Genomic DNA, 17687 nt, shown 5'->3' on the forward strand with positions numbered 1-17687 from the left:
TACGACTCCTCGCGTCAGCCCCAGAGCCAGATCCCTGCCATGCGTCCGTCGCAGGAGCCATCGGGCGGTCCTTCCCGCACCCCGATCTACGACGCGCTGTACGCCGAGTTCCGGCGGTCCTTCCGGGCGTTGCCCGGCGACCGGAGCGGCGAGGAGGATCTGGCCTTCCCGGCGTTCGGCGGCGGCTTCTTCGGCAGCCGCCCGCCGCTGGGCGGCCACTCCGGGCACGGCGGGAGCGGTGGGCAGGGCGCGCACCAGGGGAACCTCGGCGCCTGGCAGCGGGTCGGCAGGCATGCGGGCCGGGCCCGGCCCGCGGCCCTGCCTCCCGGGCCCCGAGGCGTCTGAACGCTCGGCGCGCGGCCCGGTGTCCGTCCCCCGGTCACCGGGACCGGGGCATGCGCGCCCGGCCGTGACAGAGCCCCGGACCGTTCGTCCTCGCGAACGGTCCGGGGCTCTGTCACGCCCTGCGGGCGCCTTCCGTCACTTGTTGCGGCCGCGCTTCTCGCGGACCCGGACCGAGATGTGGATCGGGGTGCCCTCGAAGCCGAATTCCTCGCGGAGCCGTCGCTCCACGAACCGCCGGTAGCCGTGCTCCAGGAAGCCGGAGGCGAAGAGCACGAAGCGCGGCGGCTTCGTCCCGGCCTGTGTGCCGAAGAGGATGCGGGGCTGCTTGCCACCGCGGATCGGGTGCGGGTGGGAGGCGACGATCTCACCGAGGAAGGCGTTCAGCCGGCCGGTCGGGACCCGGGTCTCCCAGCCTTCGAGGGCCGTCTCGATCGCCGGGACCAGCCGCTCCATGTGGCGGCCGGTGAGGGCCGAGACATTGACGCGCGGGGCCCAGGCGATCTGCGCGAGCTCGGTCTCGATCTCGCGCTCCAGGTAGTAGCGGCGCTCCTCGTCGAGGGTGTCCCACTTGTTGAACGCGACGACCAGCGCGCGCCCGGACTCCACGGCCATGGTGATGATGCGCTGGTCCTGGACGCTGATGGACTCCCCGGCGTCGATCAGCACGACGGCGACCTCGGCCTTCTCGACGGCGGCGGCCGTCCGCAGCGAGGCGTAGTAGTCCGCGCCCTCCTGGAGGTGGACGCGGCGGCGGATTCCGGCCGTGTCGATGAACTTCCAGGTGATCCCGCCGAGCTGGATCAGCTCGTCGACCGGGTCTCGGGTGGTACCCGCCTGCTCGTTGACGACGACGCGGTCCTCCTTCGCCACCTTGTTGAGCAGTGAGGACTTGCCGACGTTCGGACGGCCGATGAGCGCGATCCGGCGCGGTCCGCCGATGGTGGTGCCGAAGGTCTGCGCGGGCGCGTCGGGCAGCGCTTCGAGGACGGCGTCCAGCATGTCCCCGGTGCCGCGGCCGTGCAGCGAGGAGACGGGGTGCGGCTCGCCGAGACCCAGCGACCAGAGCGCGGTGGCGTCCGCCTCGCCGCTCTGTCCGTCGACCTTGTTGGCGCACAGCACCACGGGCTTGCCCGCCCGGCGCAGGAGCTTGACGACGGCCTCGTCGGTGTCGGTCGCACCGACCGTCGAGTCGACCACGAAGACCACCGCGTCGGCGGCCTCGATGGCGTACTCGGCCTGGGCGGCGACGGAGGCGTCGATGCCGAGGACGTCCTGCTCCCAGCCGCCCGTGTCGACGACCTTGAAGCGGCGGCCCGCCCATTCGGCCTCGTAGGTGACGCGGTCGCGGGTGACGCCCGGTTTGTCCTCGACGACCGCCTCGCGGCGGCCGATGATCCGGTTCACCAGGGTCGACTTACCGACGTTGGGCCGGCCGACCACGGCGAGGACCGGCAGGGGTCCGTGACCGGCCTCGCCGATCGCGCCCTCGATGTCCTCGGGGTCGAAACCCTCCTGCGCGGCGAGCTCCATGAACTCCGCGTACTCGGCGTCGCCAAGCGCTCCGTGCTCGTGGTCCGAGCCGTCGGAGTGAATCTGGTCGTTCATGAAGTCCGTTCCTCTTTGCATCTTCATCGATGGACCACGATCGCGCGGTCCACTACTCAAGTCTTACCCGGTGAGTCTCGCCTACCGTCCGGTGAGGCGCCGGGCATTTCGCAGGTGGGCGGTCAGCCGCTCCTGAATCCGTACCGTCGCCTCGTCCAGCGCCTTGCGCGTGCGCCGGCCACTTCCGTCCCCGGCCTCGAACGCGTCACCGAAGACGACGTCGACCCGGCCGCGCAACGGGGGCAGCCCCGGTATCAGCCGTCCGCGACGCTCGGTGCTTCCCAGGACGGCCACGGGCACGATCGGCGCCGCGCCCCGTACCGCGAAGTACGCCAGCCCGGCGCGGAGCGACGCGAAGTCGCCCTCGCCCCTGGTCCCCTCGGGGAAGATCCCGAGCACGCCGCCGTTCTCCAGTACGCCGAGGGCGTGGGTGATGGCGGTGCGGTCGGCGGTCGAGCGGTCCACCTTCAGCTGTCCGATGCCCCGCAGGAACGGGTCGAGCGGACCGGCGAACGCTTCTTTCTTGATCAGGAAGTGGACGGGCCTGGGCGCGGTGCCCATCAGCATCGGCCCGTCGATGTTGTGCGAGTGGTTCACCGCGAGTATGACGGGTCCCGAGGCGGGCATCCGCCACGCGCCGAGCACCCGGGGCCTCCACAGCCCGTACATGAGCCCGATGCCGATTCCGCGCCCGACCGCCGCTCCGCGCTCCGTGGGCGTGCCGGTGGCCGGCGTCACCGCGTGGCCCGCTTCTCCCGGACGAGGGTGACGACGCACTCGATGACCTGCTGGAGGGTCAGCTCGGTGGTGTCCACCTCGACCGCGTCGGCCGCCTTGGCGAGCGGCGAGGTCTTCCGGCTGGAGTCGGCGGCGTCCCGCTTGATCAGCGCCTCACGCGTCGCGGCGAGGTCGGAGCCCTTCAGCTCACCGCTGCGGCGGGCCGCGCGGGCCTCGGGCGAGGCGGTGAGGAAGATCTTGAGGTCGGCGTCCGGCAGCACGGTGGTGCCGATGTCCCGGCCCTCGACGACGATGCCGCTCGCCGCGTCCGCCGCGATGGAACGCTGGAGTCCGGTGATCCGGGTGCGCACCTCGGGCACCGCGCTGACCGCGCTGACCTTGGCGGTGACGGCCTGGGTACGGATGGGGGCCGACGCGTCCTCGCCGTCAACGGTGATCGTCGGTCCCGCCGGGTCCGTGCCGGACACGATGACGGGCTTGTCCGCGGCGGTGGCGACGGCCGCCGGGTCCTCGACGTCGACACCGTTGTTCAGCATCCACCAGGTGATCGCGCGGTACTGCGCGCCGGTGTCCAGATAGCTCAGCCCCAGCTCGGCGGCGACGGCCCTGGACGTGCTGGACTTCCCGGTGCCGGAGGGTCCGTCGATGGCGACGATCACGGCTGCCGGGGCGGTCCGGGCGGCGGCTGCTGCGGTTTCCACGGTGGTGGACACCTTCCTGGTACGCGAGGCGGGCGGGCAGGGGCGCGCTGACCCGCCCCGCACAAGGTTACCGAGTACCCGGGCGGGCCTTCGCACCCCTGTGGACGAAGACACCCGGGACCCGCGGCCGCGCCCCGGCGGGCGACCGGGCGTGCCGCGTCAGGCGGCGCGCCTCCCGGCGGACACCGCCGTCATGACGGGCATCGGCCGACGCCACCGGGCCCCGCCCCTCGCGGCGGGCGCCGCTACTGGCGGATCGACCAGCCCCGCTCCCGCAGCGCCGAACCCAGCGCGGCCGCCGAGCTCGGTTCGACCATCAGCTGGACGAGGCCCGCCTGCTGGCCGGTCGCGTGCTCGATACGGACGTCCTCGATGTTGACCCCGGCCCTCCCCGCGTCCGCGAAGATGCCCGCGAGTTCGCCCGGCCGGTCGCTGATCAGCACAGCCACGACCTCGTACGCCGCCGGGCCCGCCCCGTGCTTCCCGGGCACCCGGACCCGGCCCGCGTTGCCCCGGCGCAGTACGTCCTCGATGCCCTCCGCGCCGGTCCGGCGCTTCTCCTCGTCGGCGGACTGGAGGCCGCGCAGGGCCCGTACCGTCCGGTCCAGGTCGGTGGCGACCCCGGCCAGGACGTCGGCGACCGGGCCGGGGTTGGCGGCGAGGATCTCCACCCACATCCGGGGGTCGGAGGCCGCGATCCGGGTGACGTCCCTGATGCCCTGGCCGCACAGGCGCACGACCGTCTCGTCGGCCTCCTCCAGCCGGGCGGCGACCATCGAGGAGACGAGCTGCGGGGTGTGCGACACGAGCGCGACGGCCCGGTCGTGGGCGTCCGCCCCCATGACGACGGGTACGGCGCGGCAGAGCGCGACCAGTTCCAGCGCCAGGTTGAGGACTTCGGTGTCGGTGTCCCGGGTCGGGGTGAGGACCCAGGGGCGGCCCTCGAAGAGATCGGCGGAACCCGCCAGCGGGCCCGAGCGTTCCTTGCCCGCCATGGGGTGCGTGCCGATGTACGACGCGAGGTCGCAGCCGCGCGCCTCCAGTTCGCGGCACGGGCCGCCCTTGACACTGGCGACGTCGAGGTAGCCACGGGCCACCCCGTCCCGCATGGCGGTGGCCAGCACGGCGGCCACATGGGCGGGTGGTACGGCGACGATCGCCAGGTCCACGCGGCCCTCGGGCACCTCGTCCGTACCGGCGCCGAGGGCGACGGCGGTGCGGACGGACTCCGGGTCGTGGTCGACGAGATGGACGGTGACGCCCCGGCCCGCGAGCGCGAGGGCGGCGGAGGTGCCGATCAGGCCGGTTCCGATGACGACGGCTGTTCTCACTGGGCGATGTCCTTGCGCAGGGACGCCGTGGCGCCGAGGTAGACGTGTGCGATCCCCGCCTTGGCCAGACGGGTCTCGACGTGGGCGAGGAGCCGGACCACGCGGGGCATGGCACCCTCGACGGCCAGTTCCTGGGCACAGATCAGCGGCACGTCGACGATGCCGAGGGCGCGCGCCGCGGCGGCCGGGAAGTCGCTGTGCAGATCCGGCGTGGCGGTGAACCAGACACTGATCAGGTCGTCGGGGACGATCCCGTTGCGTTCCAGAACGGCGGTGAGCAGGTCACCGACCCGCTCGCCCATGTGCCCGGCCTCGTCCCGGTCCAGCTGGACGGCTCCACGGACCGCTCGTACCGCCACATCGTGCTCCTCGCTGCTTCCGCGCACCGGCATGCCGCTGCCGCGTCCTGATCGTGCCCTTGGGCCCCGCGCCCGTGGACCCGTTCCGTACGGGTTCAGGGTAGAGGGGCGGTGTGACCGGTGGTCGTGGTTCTCCAACCGGTGAGACGCGGCCCACGGGGCGCCGCCCGCGCGTCCGCGTACCCTCACGCGCATGATCAGCTCCACGGACGAGGCCCTCGTACGCGACCACACGGTCTACTCCTGTGTGATGGGCTCGCGGGCCTTCGGGCTCGCCACGGACGACAGCGACACGGACAGGCGCGGGGTGTTCCTGGCGCCGACCCCGCTCTTCTGGCGCTTCGACAAACCGCCGGCCCACATCGAGGGCCCCGCGGACGAGCAGTTCTCCTGGGAGCTGGAACGCTTCTGCGAGCTGGCGCTGCGCGCCAACCCCAATGTGCTGGAGTGTCTGCACTCGCCGCTGGTGGAGCGGATCGACCCGACCGGGCGCGAACTGCTCGCGCTGCGCGAGGCGTTCCTGTCCCGGCTCGCCCACCGCACCTTCGTCCGGTACGCCGTGGGGCAGCGCGGAAGGCTGGAGGCCGATGTCCGGCGGTACGGGGCTCCGCGCTGGAAGCACGCGATGCATCTGCTGCGGCTGCTGACGAGCGGGCGGGACCTGCTGCGGACAGGCGAGCTGACGATCGAGGTGGGCGGGGCGCGGGAGGATCTGCTCGCGGTGAAGCGGGGCGAGGTTCCGTGGGCGGAGGTCGAGCGGCGCATGACGCGTCTGGTGGCGGAGAACGACGAGGCCGTCTCCCGGTCCCCGCTCCCGGCCGAACCGGACCGGGAACGCGTGGAGGCGTTCCTGATCCGGAGCCGCCGGGCCTCGGCCGGGGCGTAGCGGGCGCCGGTCGTACGCCCCGTCCGGACTCGGCGGCCGGGGCATGAGGCCGGGTCAGGTGCCAGGTGCCGGGCCAGGGGATTCCGGCGTCTCCTCAGGAGTCCCAGAGCGCTCCCAGCGAGAGCAGGTCACTGCGGTACTCGATCCGTTCCGACCACTCCTTGGGCCAGGCCCCGGCCCCCAGATGGGCCCCCGCCAGCGCGCCGGTCAGACAGGCGATGGAGTCCGAGTCGCCCCGGGTGCAGGCGGCCCGGCGCAGGGCGGTGACCGGTTCCTCCGGGAAGAGGAGGAAGCAGTGCAGCGCGGTGGCGATCGCCTCCTCGGCGATCCAGCCGTCACCCGTGGTCGCGCAGGGGTCGCTCTCGGGGTCCGGGACGCCCAGCGCGTCCTGGACGCGGTCCAGTGCGGTGACGCATTCGTCCCAGCCGCGCCGGATGTAGCTCTCGGGTGACCGGTCGCCCGCGTACCGCCAGAGGTCGCCCAGCCAGCGGGTGAGGTAGCGGCCGCTGTTCTCGTACGCGTACGCCCGCAACTGTCCGAGCAGTCCGGCCGGTTCGGCTCCGTGCGCCAGCAGGAGGACCGCGCGGGCCGTCAGGTCGGACGCGGCGAGCGCCGTGGGGTGGCCGTGGGTGAGCGCCGCCTGGAGCTGGGCGGCGCCCGCGCGCTGCTCGTCACTGAGTCCCGGTACGAGTCCGACCGGCGCGACCCGCATGTTGGCACCGCAGCCCTTGGAACCGGTCCTGCTGGCCTCCTGCCAGACCCGGTCACCGTCCAGGTACCGACAGGCCGTCAGACAGGTGTTGCCCGGCGCCCGGTCGTTGTCCGGCGAGTGGTACCAGGCGACGAACTCCTCCCGCAGCGGCCGGGCCAGCCGCTCCAGGGTGAGCAGCCCGCTGTCCATGGCGGTGCGCATTCCCCGGGCCAGGGCGAGCGTCATCTGGGTGTCGTCGGTGACCAGCGCCGGGCTCGGCAGCGGCATCTGCCGCCACGGACCGCTCCTGGTGAGGATCGACGGCACGTCGTCGAACTCGGTGGGGAAGCCCAGTGCGTCACCGAGTGCCAGTCCGGTGAGCGCGCCCGTGGCGGCCTGCTTCACGACGGTCCTCGTCGGATTCATGCGGTTCGTCCTTCCGGGCGCAGCAGGGGAGGGTGCAGGGCGGTGGCGGCGCCCGCCCGGTAGAGCGCGGCCGGTTTGCCCCGGCCGCCGGTACGGCGCGGCGGTCCGTCCACGGCCCGCACGAAGCCGGGCGTGGTCAGGACCTTCCTGCGGAAGTTGGGACGGTCGAGCGCGACGCCCCAGACCGTCTCGTACACCTGCCGGAGCTCGCCGAGGGTGAACTCCGGCGGGCAGAAGGCGGTGGCCAGACAGGTGTATTCGAGCTTGGCGCCGATCCTGTCGTGGGCGTCGGTGAGGACGCGGTCGTGGTCGAAGGCGAGCGGTTCGAGCGCGCCCGTGTCCCACCACCGGGCGCGGGCCGCGTCGCCTCCGCCGCGCGGTTCGGGCAGGTCGGGGACGAGCGCGGTGTACGCGACGGACACGACCCGCATCCTCGGGTCGCGGTCCGGATCGCTGTAGGTACGCAGCTGTTCCAGGTGGAGGGCGGCCACGGTGCCGGCGGGGAGCCCGGTCTCCTCGGCGAGTTCGCGCCGGGCGGCCTCCCCGGCGCACTCGCGGGGCAGCACGAAGCCGCCCGGCAGTGCCCAGCGGCCCCGGTACGGGTCCTCGCCGCGTTCGATGAGCAGGACGTGCAGCCGGCCGTCGCGGACGGTGAACACCGCGAGGTCGACGGTGACGGCGAAGGGTTCGAAGGCGTGCGGGTCGTAGCCCCCGGGGGCGTCGGCGTTCATCGCCGCCCCCGGGCGGTCGCTTCGGCGGAGCGGAGGTCCGCACCGCCCCCGCCGTGCGCGGCCGGGTCCGGCCGGTGCGGACGGCTCGTCGCACCGGCCGGACGGCAGTGCCCGGTCCACCCCCGTGGGTCCAGGTCCACCGACCGCGCGCGGCGAGGGCGGTGAGGTCGATCCGCGGACCGCTGCCGAGGTCCTGGCGCCGTCCCGGTCCGGTGGGCCGGGGCGTCCTGGCGTGTTCCCAGGGGGCGCCGGGGGACGTCGAAACTGTCCACGGGACTCACAGCCCCTCCTTAATAGTCACTCTGACTATAAAGGGTGGACGGGCACGGCGAAAGGCCCGTGGCCGGTCTGTTCCGGGAACAGGACCGGCCACGGGCCTTCGGTGGTACTCGCTCCGGGGACGGACCCCGGTTCACGCGCTCCGGCTCAGAGGCCGACCTCGCGCATCAGCATGCCGACCTCGGTGTTGGTGAGCCTGCGCAGCCAGCCGGACTTCTGGTCGCCCAGCGGGATCGGCCCGAAGGAGGTCCGCACCAGCCGCTCGACCGGGAATCCGGCCTCGGCCAGCATCCGCCGGACGATGTGCTTGCGGCCCTCGTGGAGGGTCACCTCGACCAGGTAGTTCTTCCCGGTGTTCTCGACGACCCGGAAGTGGTCGGCGCGGGCGTACCCGTCCTCCAGCGGAATGCCGTCCTTGAGCCGCTTGCCCAGGTCGCGCGGGAGCGGGCCCTGGATGGCCGCCAGATAGGTCTTCTTCACGCCGTACTTGGGGTGGGTGAGACGGTGGGCCAGCTCACCGTGGTTGGTGAGCATGATGATGCCCTCGGTCTCCGTGTCGAGCCGGCCCACGTGGAACAGCCGCGTCTCGCGGTTGTTCACGTAGTCGCCGAGGCACTGACGGCCGTCCGGGTCCTCCATGGTCGCGACGACCCCGGCCGGCTTGTTCAGCGCGAAGAACAGGTGCGACTGGGTGGCGACGGTCAGGCCGTCCACCTTGATCTCGTCCTTGTGCGGGTCGACCCGCATGCCCTGCTCGACGACGATCTTGCCGTTGACCTCGACGCGGGACTGGTCGATCAGCTCCTCGCACGCGCGGCGCGAGCCCATGCCGGCCCTGGCGAGGATCTTCTGCAGCCGCTCGCCCTCCTGCTCGGCGCCGGGGAACGTCTTGGGCGTGCTGACCTCCGGCTTGCCGGCGTACCTGTCCCGGTTGCGCTGCTCGATCTTGGCGTCGAGCTCACGCGGCCGGGACGGGGCACCCTGCGGTCCGCGCCGGGGCCCGCCGGTCCTGCCGCCACCGCCCTGCGCGGGCTTCGGTCCGCCCTTGGCGCCGCCGCGGGCCGCCGCGCCACGGCCCTTGCGCGGACCGGCGCTCTCCTCGGCGGTACCGCTCACGTCGTAGCGGCGCTCCTCGGGCCGGGGCCTGCGGGGACGCTGCTCCTGCTGGTCGCCGCGCCCGGCGCCGGCGCTCCGGGGATTCCGGCTGCCGCCACTGCCGGCGCCCCGGGAATTCCGGTTGCCGCCACCGCCGTCGCTCTTGCCGCTTCCGCTGTTCCTGCCACTGCTTCGCATCAAAATTCCGTCTTGTCGTCTGCGTGAGTATCCGGGGTGTCCGGTGCGTCCGGATCGAACGACGGCACACCCTCTAGCGTCTCAGCCTCGATCGCGTCCGCCTCGGGGAGGAAGGGCGCGAGCTCCGGGAGCTCGTCCAGGCCTCGCAGGCCCATACGCTCCAGAAAGTAGTTCGTCGTCCTGTACAGGATCGCACCTGTTTCGGGTTCCGTGCCCGCCTCCTCCACGAGGCCCCTCTGCGACAGGGTCCGCATGACCCCGTCACAGTTCACTCCGCGCACCGCGGAGACCCGCGAACGGCTCACCGGCTGCCGGTAGGCGACGACCGCCATGGTCTCCAGAGCGGCCTGCGTCAGACGGGCGTGCTGGCCGTCCAGCACGAAGCCCTCGACCGCCGGCGCGTACTCGGGCCGGGTGTAGAACCGCCAGCCGCCCGCGACGAGCCGCAGCTCGAAGCCGCGCCGCTGGGCCGTGTACTCGTCCGCCAGTTCCCGCAGCGCGTCGGCGACGGCCCTGCGGGGGCGACGTACCACCTTGGCAAGGTGCTCCTCGGTGGCGGGCTCGTCGACGACCATGAGGACGGCTTCCAGCGCGGGCTTGAGTTCGAGCTCCGCGACCGCGCCGTCCCGCCCACCGTCACCACTGTGCCCGTCACCACCGCGCTCGTCGTCACCGCCCTGCCCGTCGTCACCGCCCTGACCGTCGTGACCGCGTTCGCTCATACCGGTGCGTCCTCCCTGGTCTCGGAATCGAACTCGTCCGTCACGGTGGGCTCCGCCCCCTCACCACCGGTCCAGCGCACGGTCAGCTCGTCGAGTGCCCGTTCCTGGTCGAGGGTGACGGCCTTCTCCCGGTACAGCTCCAGCAGCGCGAGGAACCGGGCGACGACCGTGAGGGTGTCCGTGGCGTCCTCGGTGAGGGCCGCGAAGCTCATCTCCCCCCGCTCCCGGAGTCTGGCCACCATGATCCCGGCCTGCTCGCGCACGCTGACGAGCGGCGCGTGGATGTGGTCGATGTAGATCCGCGGTTCGGCCCTGGGCTGCATCGCCTTCACGGCGAGTTTCGCGAAGCCCTCGGGCCCGATGCTGATGACGACCTCGGGCAGCAGTTCGGCGTGGTGCGGTTCGAGGCCGACGGTGCGGGGGTGACGGCGCCCCTCCGCCTCCAGGCGGTCGCTGAAGATGTCGGCGATCCGCTTGTACGCGCGGTACTGGAGGAGCCGGGCGAAGAGCAGGTCCCGGGCTTCCAGCAGCGCCAGGTCGGCCTCGTCCTCGACCTCGGCGGCGGGCAGCAGCCTGGCCGCCTTGAGGTCGAGCAGGGTGGCGGCCACGACCAGGAACTCGGTCGTCTGGTCCAGGTCCCAGTCCGGTCCCATGGCACGGATGTACGCCATGAACTCGTCCGTGACCCGGGACAGCGCCACCTCGGTCACATCGAGCTTGTGCCTGGAGATCAGCTGGAGCAGCAGATCGAACGGTCCTTCGAAGTTCACCAGCCGGACGGTGAACCGGGCGCCCTCGACCGCCTCACCCCCCGCCTCACCGGCCCCGGCATCCGCCCCGCCCGCCCGGTCGGGAACGCCCCCGAGAACGTCCCCTGAGACATTCCCCGGAACGGTCCCCGGCACCGGCACGGACTCCGACGCCGGAGGGGACTGCGGCACCCGATGGGACCGCGACGCCGGAGAGGACTGCGGTACGGAACCGGCTTCCGGCACCGACACGGTTTCCGGCCCGCCACTGTCCCCCGCGTCGGCGGGAGGCCCGGGTACGCCGGTGCTGGGGACAGCGCCGGATGCGGGTTCCGCCCGCCCGGGAGCCGACGCCGCCCCCGGCCCTCGGCCAAGGGCGCGGCGGAGGCCGCGGGACGGCTCGTCGGTGGGTGCCAAGAGGTGATCCAGGGGCAGCGGGGACACGGGCGGTGGTGGCCCGCACACAGGAGGCCGGACCGCACGCGGCCGACCCTTCGGCCAGGCTACCCGCGGCGCACCGGTCAACGACCGCGCAGCCGCCGTACGAGAATGCTCGCGTCGCCCCGCGATTCCAGGTCCGCGAGGACCACCGCGACCGCCTCGCGGACGATGCGTCCCCGGTCGACGGCCAGTCCGTGCTCACCGCGCAGCACGAGCCGCGCGTGTTCGAGGTCCATCAGCTCCTCGGCGGAGACATAGACCGTGATCTTCTCGTCGTGCCGCTCACGGCCACTGGGCCTGCGGTTCGCTCCGCGACCGCCGCGTCTGCGCTGCTGGGCCGCGGGCACCGGCTCCGGCTGCTGCTGGCCCTGGCCCTGCGGTCTGCGGCCCGCCTGCGCCGCCGCGGCGACCCGGTCGCTGTCTGCGGCCCGGCCGCGCGGTTCGGTGGTCGCGGTGCCCGTCGTCGGCCTGGCCTCGCCCTCCGGGGGCGTGGAGGGCGACGGGACCTGTACGGTCCCCGCCTCGCCGGCCGCCCGGTCGGTGGCGGCGTCGCCCTCGGCCGGACCCGGCACCCGGGCCTCGCCGTTGGCCTTGCGCCGCTGTGCGGCGGGGGACGAGGACTGGAGTCCCATCCCTCCCCCGGTGGTACGGAACAGTTCGTCGGCCCCGGGCAGACTCACTCGGCGTGACACCGGGCGAGCACCTCCCTGGCGAGCTGGCGGTAGGCGGCCGCACCGACCGAGTTGGAGGCGTACGTGGTGATGGGCTCACCGGCGACCGTGGTCTCCGGGAAGCGCACCGTGCGCCCGATGACCGTGTGGTAGACGTGGTCGTCGAACGCCTCGACGACCCGGGCGAGGACCTCGCGGCTGTGCACCGTGCGGGAGTCGTACATGGTCGCGAGGATGCCGTCGAGCTCCAGCTCCGGATTGAGCCGTTCCTGGACCTTCTCGATGGTCTCCGTGAGCAGCGCCACACCGCGCAGCGCGAAGAATTCGCACTCCAGCGGGACTATCACCTTGTGGGCGGCGGTCAGGGCGTTCACCGTCAGCAGGCCCAGCGAGGGCTGACAGTCGATCACGATGTAGTCGTAGTCGGCCATCAGCGGCTTCAGGGCGCGCTGCAGCGTGGACTCCCGGGCGACCTCGCTGACCAGCTGGACCTCGGCCGCCGAGAGGTCGATGTTGCTCGGCAGCAGGTCCATGTTGGGCACGGCGGTCTTCAGGAGGACGTCGTCGGCCACCATGCCCCGCTCCATGAGCAGGTTGTAGACCGTGAGGTCGAGCTCCATCGGGTTGACACCGAGTCCGACCGACAGGGCCCCCTGCGGGTCGAAGTCGACGAGCAGCACCCGCCGGCCGTACTCCGCGAGCGCGGCGCCCAGATTGATGGTCGACGTCGTCTTGCCGACGCCGCCCTTCTGGTTGCACATCGCGATGATCTTCGCGGGGCCGTGGTCGGTCAGCGGTCCCGGGATCGGGAAGTACGGCAGGGGGCGGCCGGTCGGGCCGACCCGCTCGCGGCGCTGGCGGGCCGCGTCGGGCGCGAGGGTGGCCGCGTACTCCGGATCGGGCTCGTACTCGGCGTCGGGGTCGTAGAAGTGCCCTTCGGGCACCTCGGCGAAGTCGGCGAAGTGGGCGGTGTCGCGGCCACTCTCGTTGCCGGCCATGGCGTTCACGTGTAGGCCGTCCATCATCTGGGGGGCTGTCGTCATGTGCTGGTGGGTGGCGAAGGTGCGAACAGCGACGGAGCCGACAGCTTCGAGCCCGATCGGGCCCTGACCCCGCGCGGGCATCCCTGGTTGACCACCCCCAGGAGTAAATGTCGACTCATTCACAAGTCGTCTTACCTCCTTGGACGGGACCAGGAAACTTATCGATAGGTCAGCGTGGCACCATGCCGACGGTTTGCGACTCTATGGCGTGTCACCGGTTCGCAGCAACACAATCCACCGGACCCGGCCGGATGTGTCGGCAATCGAACACCCCTCTGTCAAGAGTGCGCGAGGGTCCGGACACACATTTCACGGGTGTGCGAAACGGGTAAAGGGTTACGTTCGAGGCGAGTTGTGCGAGGGGGTCGCAGCGCCCCGACACACGTCCGGCCGGACCTCGCTGGGCGAGGTCCGGCCGGACGCACATGGTTGACGGCGGGTGTTGACGCGTCAGCCGAGAACCGTCTGCAGCTCGACGTGGGGCAGGTCGTGCGCCTCCGCCACCTCGCGGTAAACCACCTGCCCGTCATGTGTGTTGAGCCCCTTGGCGAGCGCCGGGTCGCGGCGCAGCGCCTCGGCCCAGCCACGGTTGGCGAGCTCCACGATGTACGGCAGCGTGGCGTTGGTGAGCGCGTAGGTGGAGGTGTTCGGCACCGCGCCCGGCATGTTGGCCACGCAGTAGAAGACCGAGTCGTGGACCGGGAAGGTCGGCTCGGCGTGGGTGGTCGGGTGCGAGTCCTCGAAGCAGCCGCCCTGGTCGATCGCGATGTCGACAAGTACACTTCCGGGCTTCATCTTGGCGACGAGCTCGTTGGTGACCAGCTTCGGCGCCTTCGCGCCGGGGATGAGGACGGCGCCGACGACGAGGTCCGCCTCGACGACCGCCTTCTCCAGCTCGTACGCGTTGGAGACGACCGTCTGCACCTTGGTGCCGAAGATCTTGTCGGCCTCGCGCAGCTTGTTGATGTCCTTGTCGAGCAGCGTGACGTGGAAGCCGAGTCCGACGGCGATCTGGGTGGCGTTCCAGCCGGAGACACCGCCGCCGATGACGACGGCCCGGCCGGCCGCCGTGCCCGGGACACCGCCCGGGAGCACGCCCCGGCCGCCCGCCGAGCGCATCAGGTGGTAGGCGCCGACCTGCGGGGCCAGCCGGCCCGCGACCTCGGACATCGGGGCGAGCAGCGGCAGCGCGCGGTTCGCGCCCTCGACGGTCTCGTACGCGATGGCCGTGGTGCCGGACTCCAGCAGCGCGTCCGTGCAGGCCCGGGAGGCGGCGAGGTGCAGATACGTGAACAGGGTCTGGCCCTTGCGGAGGCGGTGGTACTCCTCCGCGACCGGCTCCTTGACCTTCAGCAGCAGGTCGGCGGTGGCCCAGACCTCGTCGGCGGTGTCGAGGATGCGCGCGCCCGCCGCGACGTACTCCTCGTCGGTGATGGACGAGCCCGCACCGGCGTTGCGCTCGATGTGGACCTCATGGCCCTGGCGGGTGAGTTCGTGCACTCCGGCGGGGGTGATCGCCACCCGGAACTCGTTGTTCTTGACTTCGCGGGGGATACCGACCTTCACGTCGACCACGGTCCTTGGCTCGGAGGGGCACTCGGGCATAGGGGTACATACCCGGATGCATACAGCGTAACGGAGATCGCCGCAGGGATACGCGGCAGAGCCAGTTTAATGAAGGACTTCCCGCTGTCCAGCCTTACAAAGCATTAACTTTCCGTGGAAGCACTGCGGATTTCGTAGGCAGAAGCGGAACCTTCGCCCTCGTCCAGCAATCGGTCGGCGGCGTTCCGGTGCAGCTGGGCCGCCGCCGGCTCGCCGAGCCGGTCGAGGGTGTCGGCGAGCCTGAGCTGCAGCGCCGCCTCAAGCCGTACGTCCCCGGCCTTCCGCGCCCACTCCACCGCGTCCCGGCAGGTGTGCAGCGACTCCTGCGGACGGCCCGCGTACTCCTGCACCCTGGCCGCCTCGCTGAGCGCCCTCGCGTGACCGGCCCGGTCCCCGAGCCTGCGGTACCGCGCCGCCGCGGCCCGCCAGTCGCGCAACGCCTCGCCGTACCGCCCGGCGTAGGTGTGGACGGAGCCGAGCCGCCCGTACAGCCGGGCCTCCTCGGCGCGGTCTCCCTGGGTGAGGCGCTGGGCGAGCGCCCTGCCGTACCAGTCGCCCGCCCGGTGCCAGTCACCGAGTTCGGCGTGGGCACCCGCGACGGACTCCATCGCGCGGCCGGTGGCGTACGGGTCCCTGGCCGCCCGCCCCGCGTCCAGCGCCTCCCGGTAGCGGGCCAGCGCCGCCCTGGTCCGTCCCGTCCGCGCGTCCAGATCACCGAGGTTGAGCAGGGCCGCCGCCTGTTCGCGGGGCAGTTCGCGCCGCTCCGCGACATCGAGGACGAGCCCGTGCAGCCCGTACAGGTCGGGGGCGGCCGCCTCGGTCCCCTCGTGCGCGGCCAGCGCCCGGACCAGGGCGGCCACCAACCGCCGCGCCAGAGTGTCGAGTTCGCCGTCCTCCACGGCGACCCTGGCCGAGGCGAGCAGGGCGGGACGGCGGCTGCGCAGCCATTCGGCGGCCGTCTCCGGATGGGGGAAGCGCAGCGAGCGGGGCAGTCCGGCGAGCTTGCGGCGGGCCGGCGACCCCTCCGGGTCGGTGATCGCCCGGCAGGACTGGAGCTGCCGTACGGTCCGCTCCAGCATCCGGGCCCGCGCGAGCTGCACCTCGGCCGAGCGGTCCAGCTCCGTCATGAGGGCGCGCAGCATGGGGGCGACGCAGCCGGGCACCTCGTACTGGGCGAGGGCCGCGCCGTTGGTGTGCAGCAGGCCGAGCCGGACGAAGTCGTCCAGCGTCGTACGGGCGGCGGTGACGGAGCAGCCCGCCAGCGCGGACGCGGTGTGGGCGTCGGCGAGTCCGGCCGGGGCGAGGGCGAGGAGGCGCAGCGTCCGGGCGGCGGACTGCGGCAGGGATGAGTACACGAGCCGGAAGGCGCGGGCCAGCGGGCGGGCGCCGGTGTTCGGGTCACCGTCCTCCGGGAGCTCCCGCAGTTGCCTGGTGACGTCGGCGACCGAGGCGTTGGGCCGGGCGGCGAGCCAGCCGGCGATCAGGACGAGTGCGGCGGGCTGCCCGCCGCACTCCTCGCCGAGGGATTCGGCGGTACGCGGATCGACGGTGATCCTGACCTGGCCGATCGCCCGGCGCAGCAGTTGGACGGACGCGTCCGCGCTGAGGCCGCCGATGGTGCAGGGGCGGACGTCGGGGATGCCGGTGAGCGGTCCCTGGGCAGTGGCGACGACCAGGCAGTCCGGGTTGTCGGGCAGCAGCGGGTCGACCTGCTCGGCGTCGACCGCGTCGTCGAACAGCAGCAGGGCGCGGCGGTCGGCGAGCGCGGTGCGGACGAGTCCGGACAGTTCGTCCTGGCCGGCGCCGGGCGGTACGGGGACGTGGAGGAGGTCGAGCAAGTCGCGTGCGGTGCGTTCGGTGGGAATCCGGGCGCCGCCGGGTTCGGTGAGCCGGACCCTCAGCGGCCCGTCGGGGTACTTCCCCGAGGCGACGAGTCCGCGGGCCAGTTCGGCGGCGAGCGCGGTGCGCCCGGAACCGGGGCGTCCGGCGATCAGCAGGACCCGGGCCCGGGGCACCTTGCGGCCCGACAGGGTGTCCAGACCGGCCCGTTCGATGTCCGCCCGAAGCGCTTGCAACTCACGTTCGCGGCCGAAGAACTGGGTGGTGCCGGCGCCGGTGGCCCCCTTGGTCCCGGGCGCCCCGGCCGGGCCGCTGGTGTCCACCGCCTGATCGGTCACGGGCCACGCTCCACTTCGCTGCACGCGTCGCCCTCCGGAACTCCGGTCAAGGGCAATCCGAGCGTAGTTCAGGCGTACGGGCACGCAGGGTGGAGCGTGGCGGAGAGGTCCCCCGAAAGGATCAACATCTTTTCCGATCAGCGGCTGACGACGGACCGGCGGGCCTTCTCACGGGCCCGGCGGCGGCCGGCCCGCTCAGGCGTCGAAGGGCCGGGCGGGCCAGGGCGCGTCGGCGGGCCGCAGCGAGTCGATCCCGTCGCCCGCGAGCACCGCGGTGAGCGAGAGGACCCCCACCACCAGGCAGTTGTTGTGCAGATCCCCGGCGAGCACCGCCTTCACGAGCTCCGGGAGCGGCACCCGGGCCAGCTCCATGTCGGCCTCCTCCTCGGCGACCTCGAAACGCTCGCCGTCCGCCACCGAGACGTCCCGGGCGAGAAAGATCCGTACGGCCTCGTCGCAGCCACCGGGGGTGGTGTAGACGTCGGCCAGCACCCGCCAGTCCTCCGCCTTGACGTAGGCCTCCTCGTGCAGCTCGCGCTGGGCCGCGTGCAGCGGGTTCTCGCCCGGCACGTCGAGCAGACCGGCCGGGATCTCCCAGAGCTTGTGGCGCACGGGATGGCGGTACTGCCGCAGGACGAGGACGCGGTTCTCGTCGTCGAGCGCGAGCACCGCGACGGAGCCGGGGTGGACCTGGTAGTCCCGGCGGACGACGGCACCGTCCGGCATGACCACGTCGTCCGTGCGGACACTGGTCTTGTTGCCCTTGAACGGGACCGTGCTCGCGGTGACCCGCCACTCCTCGGGCGTGTCCTGGTAACCCATGTACGTCCTTCCACAGAAAGCGGGAACCGGGGCACGAATCAGGAAAGATCCGTACCCCGGTCAACCGTATCG

The 17687-nt window shown here is 72.5% G+C and carries 17 protein-coding genes; 2 read left to right on the top strand and 15 right to left on the bottom strand.

Translation table 11 applies throughout. The features are described from left to right. The first annotated feature begins 39 nt into the window (after positions 1–39). Entirely contained in the window at positions 40–345 is a 306-nt protein-coding gene (locus tag PZB75_RS04545; RefSeq protein WP_275533988.1) for a hypothetical protein, read from the top strand. Positions 346–480: 135 nt separating this feature from the next. Here PZB75_RS04545 and der read toward each other — a convergent pair whose 3' ends face one another. From der to aroH, 5 genes are all read right to left on the bottom strand, one after another. Continuing rightward, a complete protein-coding gene (gene der / locus PZB75_RS04550) occupies positions 481–1950 on the bottom strand; it encodes a ribosome biogenesis GTPase Der (RefSeq protein WP_275533989.1) in 1470 nt (489 codons plus the stop codon). 81 nt (positions 1951–2031) lie between these two features. After that, positions 2032–2688 (bottom strand): lysophospholipid acyltransferase family protein, encoded by a 657-nt coding sequence (locus tag PZB75_RS04555; protein WP_275533990.1) that lies wholly within the window; start codon positions 2686–2688, stop codon positions 2032–2034. Then, a complete protein-coding gene (cmk, locus tag PZB75_RS04560; protein ID WP_275533991.1) occupies positions 2685–3401 on the bottom strand; it encodes a (d)CMP kinase in 717 nt (238 codons plus the stop codon). Before cmk ends, PZB75_RS04555 begins: the two co-directional genes overlap by 4 nt. A gap of 233 nt (positions 3402–3634) precedes the next feature. Beyond that, complete coding sequence (locus PZB75_RS04565; protein ID WP_275533992.1) at positions 3635–4720, bottom strand: prephenate dehydrogenase; 1086 nt, start codon at positions 4718–4720, stop codon at positions 3635–3637. Beyond that, entirely contained in the window at positions 4717–5079 is a 363-nt protein-coding gene (aroH, locus tag PZB75_RS04570; protein WP_275538584.1) for a chorismate mutase, read from the bottom strand. The genes PZB75_RS04565 and aroH overlap by 4 nt, the downstream gene beginning before the upstream one ends. A gap of 193 nt (positions 5080–5272) precedes the next feature. Here aroH and PZB75_RS04575 point away from each other — a divergent pair, with 193 nt between their 5' ends. Then, positions 5273–5965 (top strand): nucleotidyltransferase domain-containing protein, encoded by a 693-nt coding sequence (locus PZB75_RS04575; protein WP_275533993.1) that lies wholly within the window; start codon positions 5273–5275, stop codon positions 5963–5965. Positions 5966–6059: 94 nt separating this feature from the next. Here PZB75_RS04575 and PZB75_RS04580 read toward each other — a convergent pair whose 3' ends face one another. The 10 genes from PZB75_RS04580 to PZB75_RS04625 all read right to left on the bottom strand — a co-directional run bounded on the left by PZB75_RS04580 (position 6060) and on the right by PZB75_RS04625 (position 17615). Further along, positions 6060–7082, bottom strand: a complete 1023-nt coding sequence (locus tag PZB75_RS04580; RefSeq protein ID WP_275533994.1) for an ADP-ribosylglycohydrolase family protein — start codon at positions 7080–7082, stop codon at positions 6060–6062. Continuing rightward, positions 7079–7813, bottom strand: coding sequence for an NUDIX domain-containing protein (locus tag PZB75_RS04585; protein ID WP_275533995.1), 735 nt, complete (start codon positions 7811–7813; stop codon positions 7079–7081). Before PZB75_RS04585 ends, PZB75_RS04580 begins: the two co-directional genes overlap by 4 nt. Positions 7814–8239: 426 nt before the next feature. Next, the gene (locus PZB75_RS04590; protein ID WP_275533996.1) at positions 8240–9385 is read right to left on the bottom strand and encodes a pseudouridine synthase; all 1146 of its coding nucleotides are present in this window, start codon (positions 9383–9385) and stop codon (positions 8240–8242) included. After that, positions 9385–10107, bottom strand: a complete 723-nt coding sequence (scpB, locus tag PZB75_RS04595) for an SMC-Scp complex subunit ScpB (protein WP_275533997.1) — start codon at positions 10105–10107, stop codon at positions 9385–9387. The genes PZB75_RS04590 and scpB overlap by 1 nt, the downstream gene beginning before the upstream one ends. After that, positions 10104–11273: a segregation/condensation protein A gene (locus PZB75_RS04600; protein ID WP_275533998.1), complete on the bottom strand. Its 1170-nt coding sequence runs from the start codon at positions 11271–11273 to the stop codon at positions 10104–10106. Before PZB75_RS04600 ends, scpB begins: the two co-directional genes overlap by 4 nt. A 104-nt stretch (positions 11274–11377) precedes the next feature. Beyond that, on the bottom strand, positions 11378–11977 hold the full coding sequence (locus PZB75_RS04605) for a hypothetical protein (RefSeq protein WP_275538585.1): 600 nt from the start codon (positions 11975–11977) through the stop codon (positions 11378–11380). Continuing rightward, a complete protein-coding gene (locus PZB75_RS04610) occupies positions 11974–13092 on the bottom strand; it encodes a ParA family protein (RefSeq protein ID WP_275533999.1) in 1119 nt (372 codons plus the stop codon). Before PZB75_RS04610 ends, PZB75_RS04605 begins: the two co-directional genes overlap by 4 nt. 369 nt (positions 13093–13461) lie before the next feature. Next, a complete protein-coding gene (gene ald / locus PZB75_RS04615) occupies positions 13462–14577 on the bottom strand; it encodes an alanine dehydrogenase (RefSeq protein ID WP_275534000.1) in 1116 nt (371 codons plus the stop codon). Positions 14578–14720: 143 nt separating this feature from the next. Beyond that, positions 14721–16793, bottom strand: coding sequence for a tetratricopeptide repeat protein (locus tag PZB75_RS04620; protein ID WP_275534001.1), 2073 nt, complete (start codon positions 16791–16793; stop codon positions 14721–14723). A 195-nt stretch (positions 16794–16988) separates the two neighbouring features. After that, on the bottom strand, positions 16989–17615 hold the full coding sequence (locus PZB75_RS04625) for an NUDIX hydrolase (RefSeq protein WP_275534002.1): 627 nt from the start codon (positions 17613–17615) through the stop codon (positions 16989–16991). Positions 17616–17687 lie beyond the last annotated feature (72 nt).

The organism is Streptomyces sp. AM 4-1-1, from assembly GCF_029167625.1.
Lineage (GTDB): Bacteria > Actinomycetota > Actinomycetes > Streptomycetales > Streptomycetaceae > Streptomyces.